The following is a 16,325-nucleotide window of genomic DNA, read 5'->3' as shown; positions in this document are numbered from 1 at the left end:
GTCGGTTCCGGGGCCTTCCCTTCGGTGCGGGTGAGGATCACCCCTTGGTGAGCTCCTCGAGCTCCTCGTCGGACTCGCGGCCCGGGGTGGGGAGGTTGAACTTGGTGATCGCGAAGCGGAAGACCACGTAGTAGATCGCCGCGAACACGAGACCGATCGGGATGATCAGCCACGGCTTGGTCGCGAGGTTCCAGTTGAGCAGGTAGTCGATGCCGCCGGCGGAGAAGGTGAAGCCCGCGTGGACACCGAACGCCCAGGTGACGGCCATCGAGACGGCGGTCAGCACCGCGTGGATCGCGTAGAGGACCGGCGCGATGAACATGAAGGTGAACTCGATCGGCTCGGTGATACCGGTGACGAAGGAGGTCAGCGCGAGGGACACCATCATGCCCATGACGGCCTTGCGGCGCTCCGGGCGAGCGGCGTGGGCGATGGCGATGGCGGCGGCCGGCAGGCCGAACATCATGATCGGGAAGAAGCCCGACATGAAGATTCCGGCGCTCGGGTCACCGGCGAAGAAGCGGTTCAGGTCACCGTGGACGACCTCGCCGGCCGCGTTGGTGAAGTCGCCGATCTGGAACCAGGAGACGGTGTTCACGAACTGGTGCATGCCGACGGGGATCAGCGCGCGGTTGATGAGACCGAAGAGGCCCGCGCCACCGGCACCGAGGCCGGTCATCCACTCGCCGAAGTTGGAGATGCCCTCGCCGATCGGCTCCCAGACCAGACCGAACACGACGCCGACGGCGGTGCCGACGAAGGCCATGATGATCGGGACGAGACGGCGGCCGTTGAAGAAGCCGAGCCAGTCGACCAGCTTGGTGCGGTGGAAGCGCTGCCACAGGACGGCGGAGAGCAGACCCATCAGGATGCCGCCGAGGACGCCCGGGTTGTTGAACGTCGCGGCGACGTCGACACCCTTGTTGGCGGTCGTGTTGACGACGGCCTCGGTGATGGGGAAGGCCTTCAGCACGTTGCTGTAGACCAGGAAGCCGACGAGCGCGGCCAGGGCCGTGGAGCCGTCCGCCTTCTTGGCGAAGCCGATGGCGACACCGATGCAGAAGAGCAGGGGCAGGTTGTCGAAGACCGCGCCGCCGGCGGTGGCGAAGACGGAAGCGACCTTGCCCCAGCCGAGGCCGTCGGCGCCGAAGACGTCGGGCTGGCCGAGACGGAGCAAGATACCCGCGGCCGGCAGTACGGCGATCGGCAGCTGCAGGCTGCGACCGACCTTCTGCAGGCCCTGGAACAGGCCGGATCCGCGCTTCTTCGCGGGAGCGGCGGCCTGGGCGGTGGCCGTACTCATCAACTTCCTCCAGTAAGGCAAGGCGCCGCCAGGGACGTGAACACGGGGGGAGGCGACGTCTCGTGGAACGCGGTGGTCTGGACCGCGTGGTCTACACCAATGAGTGGTGTAGACCAGTTTTAGCACGTGAGACTTAGATAAGGAACCTGCGAATTTTGTGGGCTCGCCCATAGGCTGAAATGCACGACATAAGGCCCCCGGACGGTGAGGTCCGAGGGCCTTTGGCGGGGCTTACGAGGGGGGCGAAAGCCCTGAATCGGTCAGGATTCGCGGGGTGATCGGAGGGCTACTTGACGTTGTCCCGCTCGATCTCCTCCTCGACCTCGTCCGGTTCGCGGCCGGGGGTCGGAAGGTCGAATTTCACGATGGCGAACCTGAAGATCGCGTAGTACACGACGGCGAACGCCAGACCGATCGGAATGATCAGCCACGGCTTCGTCGCGAGGTTCCAGTTGATCACGTAGTCGATCAGGCCGGCCGAGAAACTGAAGCCGTCCTTCACGCCGAGCGCCCAGGTCACGGCCATCGAGACACCGGTCAGCACGGCGTGGATCGCGTACAGCACGGGCGCGATGAACAGGAACGAGTACTCGATCGGCTCGGTGATGCCGGTGACGAACGACGTCAGCGCGACCGACAGCATCAGGCCGCCGACCGCCTTGCGGCGGTGCGGCTTCGCGGTGTGGGTGATCGCGAGCGCCGCCGCCGGCAGCGCGAACATCATGATCGGGAAGAAGCCCGTCAGGAACTGGCCGGCGTTCGGGTCGCCCGCGAGGAACATGGGGATGTCGCCGTGGACCACCGTGCCGTCCGGCTTGGTGTACGTGCCGAACTGGAACCAGATCGGCACGTTCAGGAACTGGTGCAGGCCGATGACGAGCAGCGCCCGGTTCGCGACGCCGAAGATGCCCGAACCCCAGGCGCCGAGCCCCACCAGCCAGTCGCTGAAGTTCTCCAGACCGTCACCGATCGGCGGCCAGACCCACAGGCACAGCGAGGCGAAGGCGATCGCCACGAACGTCATGATGATCGGCACGAGCCGGCGGCCGTTGAAGAAGCCCAGCCAGTCGACGAGCTTCTTCCGGTGGTACCGCTGCCAGAACCAGGCGGCCATCAGGCCCATGACGATGCCGCCGAAGACCCCCGGGTTCTGGTACGTGTACCCGCTGAAGACCTGCTCGGGCGAGAGGCAGCCGGCATTGACGTCCACCGTGCCCCCGGGGCAGGTCTCGGGGAACTGGCGCAGCACGTTGTAGTAGACGAGGAAGCCGACCACGGCCGCGAGGGCGGTCGAGCCGTCCGCCTTCTTCGCCATGCCGATCGCGACACCGATGCAGAACAGCAGGGGAAGGCCGAGACCGCCGTCGAGCAGCGCGCCACCGGCCCCCGCCATCACCTTCGCGACGTTGTCCCAGCCGAGGCCGTCGGCACCGAACACGTCCGGCTGGCCGAGTCGGTTGATGATGCCGGCGGCCGGGAGGACGGCGATGGGGAGCTGGAGGCTGCGGCCCATCTTCTGGAGCCCCTGGAAGAGCCCGCCCCAGGACACGGACCTCTTCGGTCCGGGTGCGGCCGCGGCGCTGTCGGTACTCATCGGCGTCCTCCCTGCCCGGAACAAGCCGGGTCCGCGTCTCGTTGCAGACTGGTGTAGACCAGTTGCGGTAGGCTCCGGGAGCCCACTGGGGACAGGCCGCCGGTGATCGTCATCATTCGGCAGAACGGCGGCACGCGCTCGCGAAGTTGGGCCAACCGTGGGTTACCGTGACAAAGCGGACCACAGGTGCGCCGAGATTCGCGTTCTCGCGAACGGAACGGACAGGGAGACATACATGGCCACCAAGGCTGAGAAGATCATCGCCGGGCTCGGCGGCATCGACAACATCGAAGAGGTCGAAGGCTGCATCACCCGCCTGCGCACCGAGGTCGTGGACGCCTCCCTCGTCGACGAGGCCGCCCTCAAGGCCGCCGGCGCCCACGGCGTCGTCAAGATGGGCACCGCCATCCAGGTCGTCATCGGCACCGACGCCGACCCGATCGCCGCGGAGATCGAAGACCTCATGTGAGCGTGAGCCCCCCGCTCACCACCCGACCGAGGGCCCGTTCCGGCAGGGGAACGGGCCCTCCGTCATGTCCCGCTACGCTCGTCCCATGTCTCGTATCGACGGCCGTACCCCCGAACAGCTCCGCCCCGTCACCATCGACCGCGGATGGAGCAAGCACGCCGAGGGCTCCGTCCTCATCTCCTTCGGCGACACCAAGGTCTTCTGCACCGCCTCCGTCACCGAAGGCGTCCCCCGCTGGCGCAAGGGCAGCGGCGAAGGCTGGGTCACCGGCGAGTACTCCATGCTCCCCCGCGCCACCAACACCCGCGGCGACCGCGAATCCGTCCGCGGCAAGATCGGCGGCCGCACCCACGAGATCTCCCGCCTCATCGGCCGCTCCCTGCGCGCCGTCATCGACTACAAGGCCCTCGGCGAGAACACCATCGTCCTCGACTGCGACGTCCTCCAGGCCGACGGCGGCACCCGCACCGCCGCCATCACCGGCGCCTACGTCGCCCTCGCCGACGCCGTCACCTGGGCCCAGGGCAAGAAGCTCGTCAAGCCCGGCCGCAAGCCCCTCACCGGCACCGTCGCCGCCGTCTCCGTCGGCATCGTCGACGGCACCCCCCTCCTCGACCTCTGCTACGAGGAGGACGTCCGCGCCGACACCGACATGAACGTCGTCTGCACCGGCGACGGCCGCTTCGTCGAGGTCCAGGGCACCGCCGAGGCCGAGCCCTTCGACCGCAAGGAGCTCAACGCCCTCCTCGACCTCGCCTCCGGCGGCTGCGCCGAACTCGCCGAGATCCAGCGCAAGGCCCTCGAAGGAACCCTCTGACGCCTCCCTGCGTCCTGACGGGCATCGGGCGCACGGAACCGTACCCGGTACGATCCGTGCGCCCGTACGACCGTCATGCACAGGGGAGGACCCGCCTTGAAGCGCCGTCTCGCACTCACCGTGGCCACGGCCGCCGCACTCACCACCGTCCTGAGCGGCTGTGGAGCCCTCGACACCGCCATGGACTGCGTCAAGACCGCCGACGCGATAGCCACGTCCGTGCAGAACCTCCAGCAGGCCGTCTCCAACGCCTCCAACGACGTCACGCAGATCGAGGAATCCCTCAACTCCATATCCACCGAGCTCGGCAACCTCAAGAACACCACCGACAACGCCGACCTCACCAAGGCCGTCGACGACCTCACCAAGGGCGTCGACACCGTCCGCACCGCCGTCAAGAACGGCGACACCACCCCGGACATCACCCCGATCACCGACGCCGCCGGCGAAGTGGCCAAGGTCTGCACCCCGGGATAATCGGGCCCATGACCCGACAGCGACTGATCCTCGCCACCCGCAACGCGGGCAAGATCACGGAACTCCACGCGATCCTCGCCGACGCAGGCCTCGACCTCGAACTCGTCGGCGCGGACGCGTACCCCGACGTCCCCGACGTCAAGGAAACCGGCGTCACCTTCGCCGAGAACGCCCTCCTCAAGGCCCACGCGCTGGCACAGGCCACCGGCCACCCCGCCGTCGCCGACGACTCCGGCCTCTGCGTCGACGTCCTGGGCGGCGCCCCCGGCATCTTCTCCGCCCGCTGGTCCGGCACCCACGGCGACGACAAGGCCAACCTCGACCTGCTCCTCGCCCAGCTCGCCGACATCGCCGACGAACACCGCGGCGCCCACTTCGCCTGCGCCGCCGCCCTCGCCCTCCCCGACGGCACCGAACGCGTCGTCGAAGGCGCCCTGCGCGGCACCCTCCGCCACGCCCCCACCGGCACCAACGGCTTCGGCTACGACCCCGTCCTCCAGCCCACCGGCCACGACGTCACCTGCGCCGAACTCACCCCGGCCCAGAAGAACGCCATCAGCCACCGCGGCCAGGCCTTCCGCGCCCTGGTGCCGGTGGTGAAGGAACTGCTGGGCTGAGTACGACATGCGAACGGCCTGCGCATCGATCTTTCGATTCGCAGGCCGTTCCTGTGCGGCGGAAGGGATTCGAACCCTCAAGCCCGATCAAGGGCCACAGATCCTAAGTCTGCTGTGTCAGCCATTGCACCACCGCCGCTCAAGTCCTGCCATCGTAGCGGGCGCCGCCACGGCACCAGGTGTCGGTCACCGCATGGCAGTTGGGGCAGAGCGACCGCAGGTTCTCCGGCCGGTTGTCACGCCGATTGCCGTCGATGTGATCGACCCCCAGCGGCAGCGGGTGGCCGGGCCGGGTCGCCCCGACCTCGCACGGTGCGCACTCCTCCTTGACGTCGGTCTCCAAGAGCGCGCTCTTCAGTCGGCTGCTCCGGGTGCTCCGGGTGCTCCGGCTGCGGCCGGGTGCTCCGGCTGCTCCGGGTGCGCCGAGCATGCGGAGAACGTCCCACGCGCTGCTGGATGCCGCCACGGCCTCCGCTCGCGTACCTCCATCGCGTTCGGAACGCGGAACGGCCCGAATCCCGTGCTGCGGGGTGCGGGCCGTTCCGGTGGGCGCGGAGGTCAGACGCCCAGGTCGCGGATGATCTTGGCGACGTGGCCGGTGGCCTTGACGTTGTAGAAGGCGTGCTCGATCTTGCCGTCCTCGTCGACGACGACGGTGGAGCGGATGACGCCGGTGACGGTCTTGCCGTAGAGCTTCTTCTCGCCGAAGGCGCCGTAGGCCTCGAGGGTGGCCTTGTCGGGGTCGCCGACGAGGGTGACCTTGAGGTTCTCCTTCTCGCGGAACTTGGCGAGCTTCTCCGGCTTGTCGGGGGAGACGCCGATGACGTCGTAGCCGGCGGCGGCGAGGACGTCGAGGTTGTCGGTGAAGTCGCAGGCCTGCTTGGTGCAGCCGGGGGTGAGGGCGGCGGGGTAGAAGTAGACGATGACCTTGCGGCCCTTGTGGTCCGCGAGGGAGACCTCGTTGCCGTCCGCGTCGGGAAGGGTGAAGGCGGGGGCGGTGTCGCCGGGCTGCAGTCGCTCGCTCATGGCTGGCTCTCCTCGGAGTGTTCGCGTACGCGTTCAGAGCCTAATGGGGGTCTGGCGCGCCCCCTCGGCGCAGGAACTGACAGACTGGTCGTAATCGACTGGATACACGACTACGGAGGCAGCGCGGTGCCGGACGTCAGGACCCCTGCGCAGATCGAGGCGGACATCGTCCGCCGGCGCGAGCAGCTCGCCGTCACTCTCGACGAGATCGGTATTCGGGTGCACCCGCAGACGATCATCGGGGACGCGAAGGCCAAGGTCGCCTCGTCGGTCGACCAGACCGTCGGTCGGGCCTTCGTCGCGGTCAACCGGGTCGTGTCGGATGTGAAGGCACGTTTCACCCACGAGGACGGCACGCCCCGGCTGGAGCGGGTCGTTCCGGTGGCGCTGGCGACCGTGGCGGTCGTGGGGCTCCTCGTGACGTCCTCGCGGAAGGGCCGGGGATGACTCCTCCCGGCTACGGGCGACACGCCCGGGCAGGTAGGTTCGGTTCGTGAGCGAGAACACGCACGACAAGCTGCCCATCCGGATGCTGCACGACCGGGTCCTGGTCCGCACCGACTCTCCGGAGGGGGAGCGGCGCTCCGGCGGGGGCATCCTCATTCCGGCCACCGCCGCGGTGGGCCGCCGGCTGTCCTGGGCCGAGGTGGTCGCGGTCGGCCAGAACGTCCGCACGGTCGAGATCGGCGACCGGGTGCTGTACGACCCCGAGGACCGTGCCGAGGTGGAGGTGCGGGGCATCGCGTACGTCCTGATGCGGGAGCGGGACCTGCACGCGGTGGCCGCGGACCGGTTCCAGGGCGCTTCGGACTCGACCGGCCTGTACCTCTAGGGGCATCCCTCCGAACCTGCGGGACCTTTCTTCGAGGGCCCTGGTGACGACCGTCACCAGGGCCTTTGTGCGTTCTTTGCTAGCCTGGGGACACCCGACGAGACGCGCCGTACCGGGCCAGGACAAGACGACGCACTCCTGTTGTCCCGTCTCGCGGAGGTGTCGTCGTCATGGCTTGGGTTCTTCTCGTCGTCGCGGGTCTGCTCGAGGTCGGCTGGTCGATCGGCATGAAGTACACCGACGGCTTCACCCGGCTGTGGCCCAGCGTGTTCACGGGTGCGGGGATCGTCGCCTCCATGCTGCTGCTGTCGCAGGCGGCGAAGACGCTGCCGATCGGTACGGCGTACGGCGTGTGGGTGGGCATCGGTGCGGCCGGTGCGGCGGTGCTCGGCATGGTGGTGCTCGGTGAGCCGGCGACCGCCGCCCGGATCTTCTTCGTCTGTCTGCTGCTGGTCGCCGTGGTGGGGCTGAAGGCGACCTCGGGTCACTGACCGCGGACGGTGGTGCGCGTGGGGCGGGGGTCGCGTGAGGCGGCTCCCGGTCCGGCCTCGCCCGTCACCTGCTCCTCTTCCGCGGTCTCCGGTGCGCCCGTGGCGTCCGGCGCGGGCGGTACGGCCGTCGTCTCCTCGGCTCCGGGCATCAGCCGGAGGTCGAAGTCCTTGGCCGGGGTGCCGGCCAGGGCGTTCCGGGTGAACTGGCCCCAGATCGCGGCGGGTGGTCCGCCTCCGCTGACGCGGGGGAGTCCGAGGGCGCCGTAGAGGGGTTTCTGGTGGCCCGTCTCGGGGTCCTGGCCCATGAGGGCGACGACCGTGGCGAGTTCGGGCGTGTAGCCGGCGAACCAGGCCGCCTTGTCGTCCTCGGCGGTGCCGGTCTTGCCGGCGGCGGGGCGTCCGGCGGCCTGGGCGGCGGTGCCGGTGCCGGTCTCGACGACGCTGCGCAGGATGGACGTGGTGGTGTCGGCGGCCTCCCGGCTGACGGCCTGTCGGGTGGTCCCGCCGGGCAGGGCGAGTTCCCGGCCGCCCCGGGTGACGGCGGTGACGAGGGTGTACGTGCCGTGCCGGCCGTGTGCGGCGAGGGTCGCGTACGCCGCGGCCATGTCGAGGACGCTCGCGGTGGCGGCGCCGAGGGCGATGGAGGGGGAGGCGGTGAGGTCGGGGGTCGAGCCGGGGACGCCGAGGGCGACGGCGGTCCGCCGGACGTCTGCGGGGCCGACGTCCACCGCCATCTGGGCGTACACGGCGTTCACGGACAGGTCGGTGGCGGCGCCGACGGCGATCTCCCCGTAGCTGGCGTCGTCCTCGTTGGCGGGGTCGTAGGGGGTGCCGTTCCAGCCTTCCACCGGGCGCCGGTTGGTTCCGTCGTAGAGGGTGTACGGGGTGATGGGCAGGCCCTGCTGGGTCTGGGCGCCGCTCTGGACGGCCGCGGTGAAGACGAACGGCTTGAAGGTGGAGCCGACCTGGTAGTCGCGGCGGGTGGCGTTGTTGACGTACTGCTGGGTGTAGTCGATGCCGCCGTAGAGGGCGAGGACCCTGCCGGTGCCGGGGTCGACGGCGGCGGCTCCGACGCGGACGTAGCGGTCGGCGGGGGCGCGCGCGGGGTCGAGGCGGGACGTGACCTGGTCCTCGACGGACTGGACGAGGGCGTCCTGCTTGGCGGGTTCCAGGGTGGTGGTGATGCGGAAGCCGCCGCCGGCGAGGGTCTTCTCGTCGATGATCCCCTGGTCGGTGAGGTACTCCTCGACGGCCTGGACGAGGTAGCCGCGCTGGCCGGAGAGGGCGGTGGCGGGGCGGGCGGTCTGGGGGGCGGGGAAGCGGGCGGCGGCGCGGGCGGCGGGGTCGAGCCAGCCTTCGCCGACCATGCCGTCGAGGACGTAGTTCCAGCGGGCGACGGCCGTGGCCCGGTTCTCGGGGTGGGTGGTGACGTCGTAGGCGCTGGGGGCCTTGAGGAGGGAGGCGAGGTAGGCGCCCTCGGCGGTGTCGAGGTGCTCGACGTCCTTGCCGTAGTAGGCGCGGGCGGCGGCCTGGACGCCGTACGCGTTCCGGCCGAAGTAGCTGGTGTTGAGGTAGCCCTCGAGGATCTCGTCCTTGCTCTTCTCGCGGCCGAGCTTGATCGAGATGAAGAACTCCTTGGCCTTGCGGGTGAGGGTCTGCTCCTGGCCGAGGTAGTAGTTCTTCACGTACTGCTGGGTGATGGTGGAGCCGGACTGGCGGCCTTTGCCGGTGACGGTGTTCCAGGCGGCGCGGAGCATGGCCTTGGGGTCGACGGCCCGCGAGGTGTGGAAGTCGCGGTCCTCGGCGGCGAGGACGGCCCGCCGGACGGTGAGCGGCACGTGGTCGAGGGGGACGTTCTCGCGGTTGACCTCGCCGTCGCGGGCGAGGGGGCTGCCGTCGCGGTAGAGGTAGACGTTGGACTGGGCGACGGCGGCGGCGTTGGCGGGTGGGATCTCCACCAGGAGGTAGCCGGCGGCGAACGCGCCGGCGAGCAGCAGCGTGCCCAGGAGGAGCAGCCCGAAGAGGGTCCGCAGGACGCGGCGGACACCGCCGGGGCGTCGGGGGTGCCGGGGACGGCGGCGGCGTCGTTCCGCCCGCTCGTCCGGTCGCGGGGAGGGGAGGGTGGGGTCCCTCGGTTCCCAGCTTGCTTCCCGGTCCGGGCGGAATGGCCGGGGGGTGTCGCTCGTACCTGAGGAAGGGGACATGGCATCACATACTGCACGGAACGGGACGAAAGTCCTGAACGCGACCCGATCCTGACGCGAAATCCGCTCGCGGTGCCCCGCCGCACACCGCTAGGGTCGTGCGCTTCGCTGTCATTCGTACCGAAAGGTACGTACCGAGGGGCCGTGCCGGGACGTCGCGCCGAGAGGTCGCGCCGAGGTCGCGCCGAGAGGTACGCGCCGGGAGGGGAGCTTCATGCTGCGGCTGTACGCGACGGTGGCCGCGGGCGGCTTCCGGCGCCACGCCACGTACCGGGTGGCGACGCTGGCGGGGGTGTTCACCAACAGCGTCTTCGGCTTCGTCCTGTCGTACACGTACATCGCCCTGTGGGACGAACGGCCGCAGCTCGGCGGCTACTCGATGGACGACGCCCTCGCCTACGTGTGGATCGGGCAGGGGCTGCTCACCGTCTGCGGGCTGATGGGCGGCGGCTTCGAGGACGAACTGATCGAGCGGATCAGGACGGGCGACATCGCCGTCGACCTGTACCGCCCCGCCGACCTCCAGGCCTGGTGGTTCTCGGCCAACGCCGGCCGGTCCGCCTACCAGTTCCTCGGCCGCGGCGTCGCCCCGATGGTGTTCGGCGCGCTCGTCTTCGGCTTCACCCTGCCCTCCGGCCCCGGCGCCTGGCTGGCTTTCCTGGTAGCGGTGGCGCTCGGCTCGGTCGTCGGCTTCGCGATCTGGTACGCGGTGGCGATGAGCGCCTTCTGGTTCCTCGACGGCCAGGGCGTGGTGCAGGTCGCCTGGCTCGGCGGCCTCTTCTTCTCCGGCATGCTCCTCCCCCTCAACGTCTTCCCCGGCACCCTCGGCGAGATCGCCCGCCTGCTGCCCTGGGCCTCCCTCCTCCAGGTCCCCGCCGACGTGTACCTCGGCCGCTACGAGGGCCGGGCACTCGCCGGCGCGTACGCCTTCCAGGCCTGCTGGGCCCTGGTCCTGCTCGGCGCGGGCCGCGCGGCGCAGGCGGCGGCGACCCGGAAGGTGGTGGTCCAGGGTGGCTGAGGACCTCCGGGCGGGTGCGACCGGCCGGGCGGGTGCCGCTCCGCACCCGCCCCGGGCGGCGGCCGGGTCCCCGTACGCGTTCCGTCCGGTGGCCGACTCCCTCCGCACGTACCGCATGGTCGCGGGCATGTGGATCCGCTCGACGATGACCTACCGGGCGTCCTTCGCGCTGACCGTCTTCACGAGCTTCTGCGTCACCTTCTTCGACTTCGTCGTCATCCTGCTGATGTTCGGTCAGGTCGAGGGCCTCGGCGGCTTCTCGTTCGCGGAGGTCGCCCTCCTGTACGGGCTGACGGGCACGTCGTTCGGGATCGCGGACCTCACGATGGGTTCGCTCCAGCGGATGGGGAGGCGGGTCAGGGACGGTTCGCTCGACACGTTCCTGATGCGGCCGGCGCCGCTGCTCGCGCAGGTGGCGGCGGACAAGTTCGCGCTGCGGCGGTTCGGCCGGGTCGCGCAGGGGCTGATGGTCCTGGTGTGGGCCCTGGTACTGCTCGACGTGGAGTGGACGCCGGTGAAGGCGCTGCTCCTGCCGGTGACCCTGGTGTGCGGGGCGGTGATCTTCGCCGCGGTGATGGTGCTCGGGGCGTCGGCGCTCTTCCTGATGCAGGACGCGGCGGAGGTCACGAACGCGTTCACGTACGGCGGGAACACGCTCCTCCAGTACCCGCCGACGATCTTCGCGCAGGAGCTGGTGCGGGGCGTCGTGTACGTCGTGCCGCTCGCGTTCGTGAACTGGCTGCCCGCCCTGCACCTCCTCGGCAGGCCGGCCCCCGCGGGCGTGCCGGACGCGGCGGCGTTCGCGTCGCCGCTGGTCGCCGTCGTCTGCTGCGCAGTCGCCGGCCTCGCCTGGCGCGCCGGAGTCCGCTCGTACCGATCGACAGGAAGCTGAGGTCCGGGAGCCATGCCCTTCATCGAGTTGGACGGGGTCGAGAAGATCTTCACGGTCCGCCGCAAGGCCGGCCTGTTCCGCCGGGAGAAGCGGGAGGTCCGGGCGGTCGACGGGATCGGCTTCGGCGTGGAGCGGGGCGAGATGGTCGGCTACATCGGCCCCAACGGCGCCGGGAAGTCGACCACGATCAAGATGCTGACCGGCATCCTCACCCCCACCGGAGGCCGGCTGCGGGTCGCCGGCATCGACCCGGCGCGCGAGCGCACCCGGCTCGCCCAGCGGATAGGAGTGGTCTTCGGCCAGCGCACCACCCTCTGGTGGGACCTGCCGCTGAGGGACTCGTACCGGCTGATGCACCGCATGTACCGCATCCCCGACGCCCGCTACCGCGAGAACCTCGACCGCTGCGTCGACCTCCTCGACCTCGGCGAACTCCTCGACGTCCCGGTCCGCCAGCTCTCCCTCGGCCAGCGGATGCGCGGCGACATCGCGGCGGCCCTCCTGCACGACCCCGACGTGCTCTACCTCGACGAGCCGACGATCGGCCTCGACGTCGTCTCCAAGGCGCGCGTACGGGACTTCCTGCGCGAGCTGAACGCGAGCCGCGGCACCACGGTGCTGCTGACCACCCACGACCTCACCGACATCGAGCAGCTCTGCTCCCGCGTCATGGTCATCGACCACGGGCGCCTGATGTACGACGGCGAACTCGCCGGCCTGCACGCCGTCGGCGAGAGCGAACGCCTCCTCGTCGTCGACCTGGAGCGCGAGCTCCCCCCGATCACCGACGTGCCCGGCGCCCGCTTCGTACGCGCGGACGGCCCCCGCCAATGGCTCGCCTTCCCGGCCGGAGCCTCGGCCGCCCCGCTCGTCGCCGCGGTCGCCGCGAGTCATCCCCTCGTCGACCTCTCGGTGCGGGAGCCGGACATCGAGGCGGTGATCGCGAAGATGTACGGGGGAACTCGGGACGAGCGCCGGGAGTCCCTGATGTAGGAGGTCGAGTGCATTGGTGAGTTTCTCGTACACGGCGGCGGACGAGGAGAAGAGCAGGGGCGTCCGGCGGATGAAAACGCTGGCGACGTCCCTGCTCGTCGGCGTCGCCCTGATCTACGCCCTCGCGACCTGGGCCGACAACGCGGGCTGGGGCGCCTGGGCGGGCTACGTCGCCGCGGCGGCCGAGGCCGGCATGGTCGGCGCCCTCGCGGACTGGTTCGCCGTCACCGCGCTCTTCCGGCGGCCCCTCGGCCTGCCCATCCCCCACACGGCGATCATCCCCACCAAGAAGGACCAGCTCGGCGCCTCACTCGGCTCCTTCGTCGGCGAGAACTTCCTCTCCGCCGACGTCGTACGGGGCCGGCTGCACGCCCTCGGCATCGGCCGCCGCCTCGGCACCTGGCTCGCGGAACCGGCGCACGCCGACCGCGTCACGGCGGAGGCGTCGACGGCCCTCCGGGGCGCGCTGACGGTCCTGCGCGACGCGGACGTCCAGGCGGTCGTCGGCGAGGCGATCACCCGCCGGGCCGAGGCCGTCGAGATCGGACCGGGCCTCGGCAAGACCCTGGAGAAGATCGTCACCGACGGCGCCCACCGCCGCGCCGTCGACCTGGTGTGCACCCGGGCCCACGACTGGCTGGTGACGCACGGGGAATCGGTGATGGACGCCGTCCAGGGCGGCGCCCCCGGCTGGACGCCCCGCTTCGTCGACCGCCGCATCGGCGAGCGCGTCTACAAGGAGCTCCTCCGCTTCGTCACGGAGATGCGCGACATGCCCGGCCACCCCGCCCGCGGGGCCATCGACCGCTTCCTCGCCGACTTCGCCGCCGACCTCCAGGCCGACACCGACACCCGCGCCCGTGTCGAACGCCTGAAGTCCGACCTCCTGGCCCGCCCGGAAGTCCAGGACATCATCGCCTCCGCCTGGTCCTCCGTCCGCAACCTCATCATCGCCGCCGCCGAGGACGACCAGAGCCAGCTCCGCCTCCGCGCCCGCGCCTCCCTCATCTCCCTCGGCAAGCGCCTCGCCACCGACCCCCGCCTCCAGGCGAAGGTCGAGGGCTGGGCCGAAGACGCCGCCGCCCACCTCGTCACCACCTACCGCGACGAGATCACTTCCCTCATCACCGACACCGTCGCCGGCTGGGACGCCGTCCAGACCTCCCGCAAGATCGAGGCCAACATCGGCCGCGACCTCCAGTTCATCCGCATCAACGGCACGGTGGTCGGCGCCCTCGCCGGTCTCCTGATCTACACGGTGAGCCACGCGGCGGGCGGCTGACCCACCCCCAGGACGTCAGCCCTTCGCCCGCGTCACCGCCCACGACGCGGCGGCCATCCCCCCGGCCACCGAGAACACCGCCGGCCACGCCCCGATCCTCTTCGCCAGCGGATGCGACCCGGCAAACGCGGCCACGTACCCGGCCGTCAGCCCCGCCGCCACTTTGCCCCCACCCACCTCGCGCCACTCCCGCGCGGCCACCCCGCCGGCCGCCGCCAGCACCACACCCCCGAGCGGCCTCTTCTTCGTCCACCGGGCAACGGCATACCCCCCGACAAGCCCGACAGCGGCAACGGCGGAAGCAGGAACACGGGACATGGCGGTGCCTTTCGGGTCGCTGGATTTCCTCCGAGCGTAGGGCACGGCGCATCGACGCCGATCGGCGAGACGGCCTAGGTCACGAGGAGACCGGGCCGCCGTGGCAGGTGGCGTAGGTGGCGTTCGTGCCGCACCAGCAGGGGGCGGTGCGGGCCGGGGGCCAGGGGGTGGCGCGGGCGCGGGCCGCCAGGGTCGTCGCGTACTGGGGGAGGAGGGCGGGGTTGGAGGGGTGGGTGGATTCGGAGGCGGCGAAGGCCTCGTAGGAGGGGACGGTGGCGCGGACGATGCCGAGGTTGGGGGTGCCGGCCTGGGCGAGTTCGCGGAGGGAGGCCTCGAGGTCGGTGAGGTGGGCGCGGTAGGTGGGGTACTCGGCTTCGAGCTCGGGGTAGGCGGCGAGGAGCTCGTCGAGTTCCGGTTCGGGCCAGTGGAGGACGGCGACCGGGAAGGGGCGGGAGAGCGCGGTGCGGTAGGTGCCGAGTTCGGAGCGGAGGCGGGTGATCTCGGCCTGGAGCTCCGCGGGGTCGGAGGAGCCGAGGGACCAGAGGCGTTTGGGGTCGTGGAGTTCGTCCAGGGGGACGGCGGCCGGGTGGAGGCGGTCCGCGAGGTCGTCCCAGCCGTCGTGGGGGAGGGCGAGCATGCGGCGGATGCGGTGGCGGGTGGTGAGGAGCGAGCGGGTCGCGTGGGGGAGGTCCTCCACGGCTGCGGCGGCGAGGAGGGTCGCCGCTTCCGTCAGCGTCGACTCCGCCGCCTCCAGCTCGTCGTGGGCCTCCAGCGTCTCCGCCGTGATCTCCCAGGCCGCCGCGTCCGACGGCGTCGCGCGGCGGATGCCGTCGATGATCGCGCGGGCCTCGGCCTCGTGACCGTACTCCCAGAGGTTCGCCGCCATGAGGGCGCGGATCAGGTGGGGGTTCGCCGGTTCGCCGGTGAGGAGCGTGTCGTAGAGGGCGGTCGCGCCCGGTCGGTCGCCGGCCAGTTCCAGGTGGGCCGCGGCCTGGAGGTAGAGGGGTTCACGGTCTCCCGGGTACTGCGCTGCCGTGCGCAGCAGGCGCTCGGCTTCGGTGGTGTGGGCGGCAGGGGTGTCGGGGCGCATGTTCTCCACCGTACTGCTGTACGGGCCTGGAGAGTTGGCGCCTCAACGCTTATGGTGCCCCGCGTGCGGGCCAGGGTGCGGGAGCGGGTGCCGGTCGTCGTCCAGGGGCGGGGGCGGCGCCGTACGGGTGCGCGTGTGCTGTGGGTCTGTGCCGAGACGGTCGTCACCTGCGGGGTTGTCGTCCTGCTCCTGGTCGTCCATCAGTTGTGGTGGACCAACCAGGAAGCCCGTGCGGAGGCCGGCGGCCGGGTGAGCGCGCTGGAGCGGGAGTGGGACATGTCTCTCCCCGGTGACCCTGTGGGTGCTGTGCCTTCCGAGGATGCCGTGCCTTCCGTGCAACCCGTCCGACCTGTGGATCCCGGGGGTGGCGGAGGCGCCGTCGCGCCCGGGGAGCCGGGTGCGGGCGGCGGCGCGTCCGGGGGCGGGTCCGCCGCTCCGTCCGCGGCCTTCGCCGTGCTGCGCATTCCCCGGATCGGGCTCGCCGCGCCCGTGGCGTACGGGGTGTCGAAGCGGGCCGTGCTCGACAAGGGGTACGTGGGGCAGTACCGGGGGACCGCGGCGCCGGGAGCGGTGGGGAACTTCGCGCTGGCGGGGCATAGGAACACGCACGGGGAGCCGTTCCGGTACATCAACCGGCTCGGGGTGGGGGACGAGATCTCGGTGCGGACGCGGGCGCGTACGTACGTGTACCGCGTGGACCAGGTGCTGCGGGCGACGTCGCCGAGGGACGTCGGGGTCATCCGGCCGGTGCCGCGGTCGATCGTGAAGCCGTCGTACGGGTACGGGGCGCCGGGGGCGTACCTGACGTTGACGACGTGCACGCCGGAGTTCAGCAGCGCCTACCGGCTGGTGGTGTGGGCGAGGTTGGTGTCGGCGGGGTGAACGGTCGCGCGCAGGGTGCG

Annotated in this window: 19 protein-coding genes, 1 tRNA gene and 1 riboswitch; of the genes, 12 read left to right on the top strand and 8 right to left on the bottom strand. The window is 70.9% G+C overall.

Annotated elements, in window-relative coordinates; translation table 11 throughout:
- Positions 1 to 37: 37 nt before the first annotated feature.
- Positions 38 to 1,303: a PTS transporter subunit EIIC gene (locus tag ACIQFX_RS32175; protein WP_402470502.1), complete on the bottom strand. Its 1,266-nt coding sequence runs from the start codon at positions 1,301 to 1,303 to the stop codon at positions 38 to 40.
- 286 nt (positions 1,304 to 1,589) lie between these two features.
- Complete coding sequence (locus ACIQFX_RS32170; protein WP_402470499.1) at positions 1,590 to 2,897, bottom strand: PTS transporter subunit EIIC; 1,308 nt, start codon at positions 2,895 to 2,897, stop codon at positions 1,590 to 1,592.
- A gap of 235 nt (positions 2,898 to 3,132) precedes the next feature.
- Between ACIQFX_RS32170 and ACIQFX_RS32165 the strand changes: the two genes are divergently transcribed.
- The 4 genes from ACIQFX_RS32165 to rdgB all read left to right on the top strand — a co-directional run bounded on the left by ACIQFX_RS32165 (position 3,133) and on the right by rdgB (position 5,277).
- Entirely contained in the window at positions 3,133 to 3,366 is a 234-nt protein-coding gene (locus ACIQFX_RS32165) for a glucose PTS transporter subunit EIIB (protein ID WP_402470496.1), read from the top strand.
- An 85-nt stretch (positions 3,367 to 3,451) separates the two neighbouring features.
- The gene (rph, locus tag ACIQFX_RS32160) at positions 3,452 to 4,183 is read left to right on the top strand and encodes a ribonuclease PH (protein ID WP_402470493.1); all 732 of its coding nucleotides are present in this window, start codon (positions 3,452 to 3,454) and stop codon (positions 4,181 to 4,183) included.
- Between the two features lie 75 nt (positions 4,184 to 4,258).
- Positions 4,259 to 4,660: a hypothetical protein gene (locus ACIQFX_RS32155; protein WP_402470491.1), complete on the top strand. Its 402-nt coding sequence runs from the start codon at positions 4,259 to 4,261 to the stop codon at positions 4,658 to 4,660.
- Positions 4,661 to 4,668: 8 nt separating this feature from the next.
- A complete protein-coding gene (gene rdgB / locus ACIQFX_RS32150) occupies positions 4,669 to 5,277 on the top strand; it encodes an RdgB/HAM1 family non-canonical purine NTP pyrophosphatase (RefSeq protein WP_402470489.1) in 609 nt (202 codons plus the stop codon).
- A 54-nt stretch (positions 5,278 to 5,331) separates the two neighbouring features.
- Here the strand turns inward: rdgB and ACIQFX_RS32145 are convergent.
- The 3 genes from ACIQFX_RS32145 to bcp all read right to left on the bottom strand — a co-directional run bounded on the left by ACIQFX_RS32145 (position 5,332) and on the right by bcp (position 6,303).
- Positions 5,332 to 5,416: transfer RNA gene (locus tag ACIQFX_RS32145), tRNA-Leu, on the bottom strand.
- Positions 5,417 to 5,620, bottom strand: coding sequence for an HNH endonuclease (locus ACIQFX_RS32140; protein WP_402470488.1), 204 nt, complete (start codon positions 5,618 to 5,620; stop codon positions 5,417 to 5,419).
- Positions 5,621 to 5,835: 215 nt separating this feature from the next.
- Positions 5,836 to 6,303, bottom strand: coding sequence for a thioredoxin-dependent thiol peroxidase (gene bcp, locus ACIQFX_RS32135; protein WP_402470486.1), 468 nt, complete (start codon positions 6,301 to 6,303; stop codon positions 5,836 to 5,838).
- A 126-nt stretch (positions 6,304 to 6,429) separates the two neighbouring features.
- Here bcp and ACIQFX_RS32130 point away from each other — a divergent pair, with 126 nt between their 5' ends.
- From ACIQFX_RS32130 to ACIQFX_RS32120, 3 genes are all read left to right on the top strand, one after another.
- Positions 6,430 to 6,750 (top strand): DUF3618 domain-containing protein, encoded by a 321-nt coding sequence (locus ACIQFX_RS32130; RefSeq protein ID WP_402470485.1) that lies wholly within the window; start codon positions 6,430 to 6,432, stop codon positions 6,748 to 6,750.
- 46 nt (positions 6,751 to 6,796) lie between these two features.
- The gene (locus ACIQFX_RS32125; protein ID WP_367824000.1) at positions 6,797 to 7,135 is read left to right on the top strand and encodes a co-chaperone GroES; all 339 of its coding nucleotides are present in this window, start codon (positions 6,797 to 6,799) and stop codon (positions 7,133 to 7,135) included.
- Positions 7,136 to 7,204: 69 nt separating this feature from the next.
- A riboswitch (guanidine-III (ykkC-III) riboswitch) is annotated at positions 7,205 to 7,272 on the top strand.
- Positions 7,273 to 7,305: 33 nt separating this feature from the next.
- Complete coding sequence (locus ACIQFX_RS32120; RefSeq protein WP_015033851.1) at positions 7,306 to 7,626, top strand: multidrug efflux SMR transporter; 321 nt, start codon at positions 7,306 to 7,308, stop codon at positions 7,624 to 7,626.
- On the opposite strand, the gene ACIQFX_RS32115 is transcribed toward ACIQFX_RS32120, so the two are convergent.
- Positions 7,620 to 9,830, bottom strand: a complete 2,211-nt coding sequence (locus ACIQFX_RS32115) for a transglycosylase domain-containing protein (RefSeq protein WP_402470481.1) — start codon at positions 9,828 to 9,830, stop codon at positions 7,620 to 7,622. The genes ACIQFX_RS32120 and ACIQFX_RS32115 overlap by 7 nt on opposite strands.
- A 217-nt stretch (positions 9,831 to 10,047) precedes the next feature.
- Here ACIQFX_RS32115 and ACIQFX_RS32110 point away from each other — a divergent pair, with 217 nt between their 5' ends.
- From ACIQFX_RS32110 to ACIQFX_RS32095, 4 genes are all read left to right on the top strand, one after another.
- Positions 10,048 to 10,848 (top strand): ABC transporter permease, encoded by an 801-nt coding sequence (locus ACIQFX_RS32110; protein WP_402470720.1) that lies wholly within the window; start codon positions 10,048 to 10,050, stop codon positions 10,846 to 10,848.
- Positions 10,841 to 11,740: an ABC transporter permease gene (locus tag ACIQFX_RS32105; protein ID WP_402470478.1), complete on the top strand. Its 900-nt coding sequence runs from the start codon at positions 10,841 to 10,843 to the stop codon at positions 11,738 to 11,740. The genes ACIQFX_RS32110 and ACIQFX_RS32105 overlap by 8 nt, the downstream gene beginning before the upstream one ends.
- A 12-nt stretch (positions 11,741 to 11,752) precedes the next feature.
- Positions 11,753 to 12,733 (top strand): ATP-binding cassette domain-containing protein, encoded by a 981-nt coding sequence (locus ACIQFX_RS32100; RefSeq protein ID WP_402470476.1) that lies wholly within the window; start codon positions 11,753 to 11,755, stop codon positions 12,731 to 12,733.
- A gap of 70 nt (positions 12,734 to 12,803) precedes the next feature.
- Positions 12,804 to 14,015 (top strand): DUF445 domain-containing protein, encoded by a 1,212-nt coding sequence (locus ACIQFX_RS32095; protein WP_402470717.1) that lies wholly within the window; start codon positions 12,804 to 12,806, stop codon positions 14,013 to 14,015.
- A gap of 15 nt (positions 14,016 to 14,030) precedes the next feature.
- On the opposite strand, the gene ACIQFX_RS32090 is transcribed toward ACIQFX_RS32095, so the two are convergent.
- Both ACIQFX_RS32090 and ACIQFX_RS32085 read right to left on the bottom strand, forming a co-directional pair.
- On the bottom strand, positions 14,031 to 14,333 hold the full coding sequence (locus ACIQFX_RS32090; protein WP_402470474.1) for a hypothetical protein: 303 nt from the start codon (positions 14,331 to 14,333) through the stop codon (positions 14,031 to 14,033).
- A 79-nt stretch (positions 14,334 to 14,412) separates the two neighbouring features.
- Positions 14,413 to 15,423, bottom strand: coding sequence for an SEC-C metal-binding domain-containing protein (locus ACIQFX_RS32085; protein ID WP_402470472.1), 1,011 nt, complete (start codon positions 15,421 to 15,423; stop codon positions 14,413 to 14,415).
- Between the two features lie 63 nt (positions 15,424 to 15,486).
- Between ACIQFX_RS32085 and ACIQFX_RS32080 the strand changes: the two genes are divergently transcribed.
- On the top strand, positions 15,487 to 16,305 hold the full coding sequence (locus tag ACIQFX_RS32080; protein ID WP_402470469.1) for a class E sortase: 819 nt from the start codon (positions 15,487 to 15,489) through the stop codon (positions 16,303 to 16,305).
- Positions 16,306 to 16,325 lie beyond the last annotated feature (20 nt).

It is taken from the genome of Streptomyces sp. NPDC093089 (assembly GCF_044754405.1).
Lineage (GTDB): Bacteria > Actinomycetota > Actinomycetes > Streptomycetales > Streptomycetaceae > Streptomyces.
The sequence above is the reverse complement of the archived record's forward strand: the minus strand, read 5'-3'. Positions and strand labels throughout refer to the sequence as shown.

Excerpts from the sequence above, each read along its gene's own strand:
- ACIQFX_RS32085 (WP_402470472.1), bottom strand. The coding sequence starts at position 15,423 with ATGCGCCCCGACACCCCTGCCGCCCACACCACCGAAGCCGAGCGCCTG.
- ACIQFX_RS32175 (WP_402470502.1), bottom strand. The coding sequence starts at position 1,303 with ATGAGTACGGCCACCGCCCAGGCCGCCGCTCCCGCGAAGAAGCGCGGA.
- bcp (WP_402470486.1), bottom strand. The coding sequence starts at position 6,303 with ATGAGCGAGCGACTGCAGCCCGGCGACACCGCCCCCGCCTTCACCCTT.
- ACIQFX_RS32095 (WP_402470717.1), top strand. The coding sequence starts at position 12,804 with ATGAAAACGCTGGCGACGTCCCTGCTCGTCGGCGTCGCCCTGATCTAC.
- rph (WP_402470493.1), top strand. The coding sequence starts at position 3,452 with ATGTCTCGTATCGACGGCCGTACCCCCGAACAGCTCCGCCCCGTCACC.
- rdgB (WP_402470489.1), top strand. The coding sequence starts at position 4,669 with ATGACCCGACAGCGACTGATCCTCGCCACCCGCAACGCGGGCAAGATC.
- ACIQFX_RS32115 (WP_402470481.1), bottom strand. The coding sequence starts at position 9,830 with ATGTCCCCTTCCTCAGGTACGAGCGACACCCCCCGGCCATTCCGCCCG.
- ACIQFX_RS32090 (WP_402470474.1), bottom strand. The coding sequence starts at position 14,333 with ATGTCCCGTGTTCCTGCTTCCGCCGTTGCCGCTGTCGGGCTTGTCGGG.
- ACIQFX_RS32155 (WP_402470491.1), top strand. The coding sequence starts at position 4,259 with ATGCACAGGGGAGGACCCGCCTTGAAGCGCCGTCTCGCACTCACCGTG.
- ACIQFX_RS32100 (WP_402470476.1), top strand. The coding sequence starts at position 11,753 with ATGCCCTTCATCGAGTTGGACGGGGTCGAGAAGATCTTCACGGTCCGC.
- ACIQFX_RS32170 (WP_402470499.1), bottom strand. The coding sequence starts at position 2,897 with ATGAGTACCGACAGCGCCGCGGCCGCACCCGGACCGAAGAGGTCCGTG.
- ACIQFX_RS32165 (WP_402470496.1), top strand. The coding sequence starts at position 3,133 with ATGGCCACCAAGGCTGAGAAGATCATCGCCGGGCTCGGCGGCATCGAC.
- ACIQFX_RS32120 (WP_015033851.1), top strand. The coding sequence starts at position 7,306 with ATGGCTTGGGTTCTTCTCGTCGTCGCGGGTCTGCTCGAGGTCGGCTGG.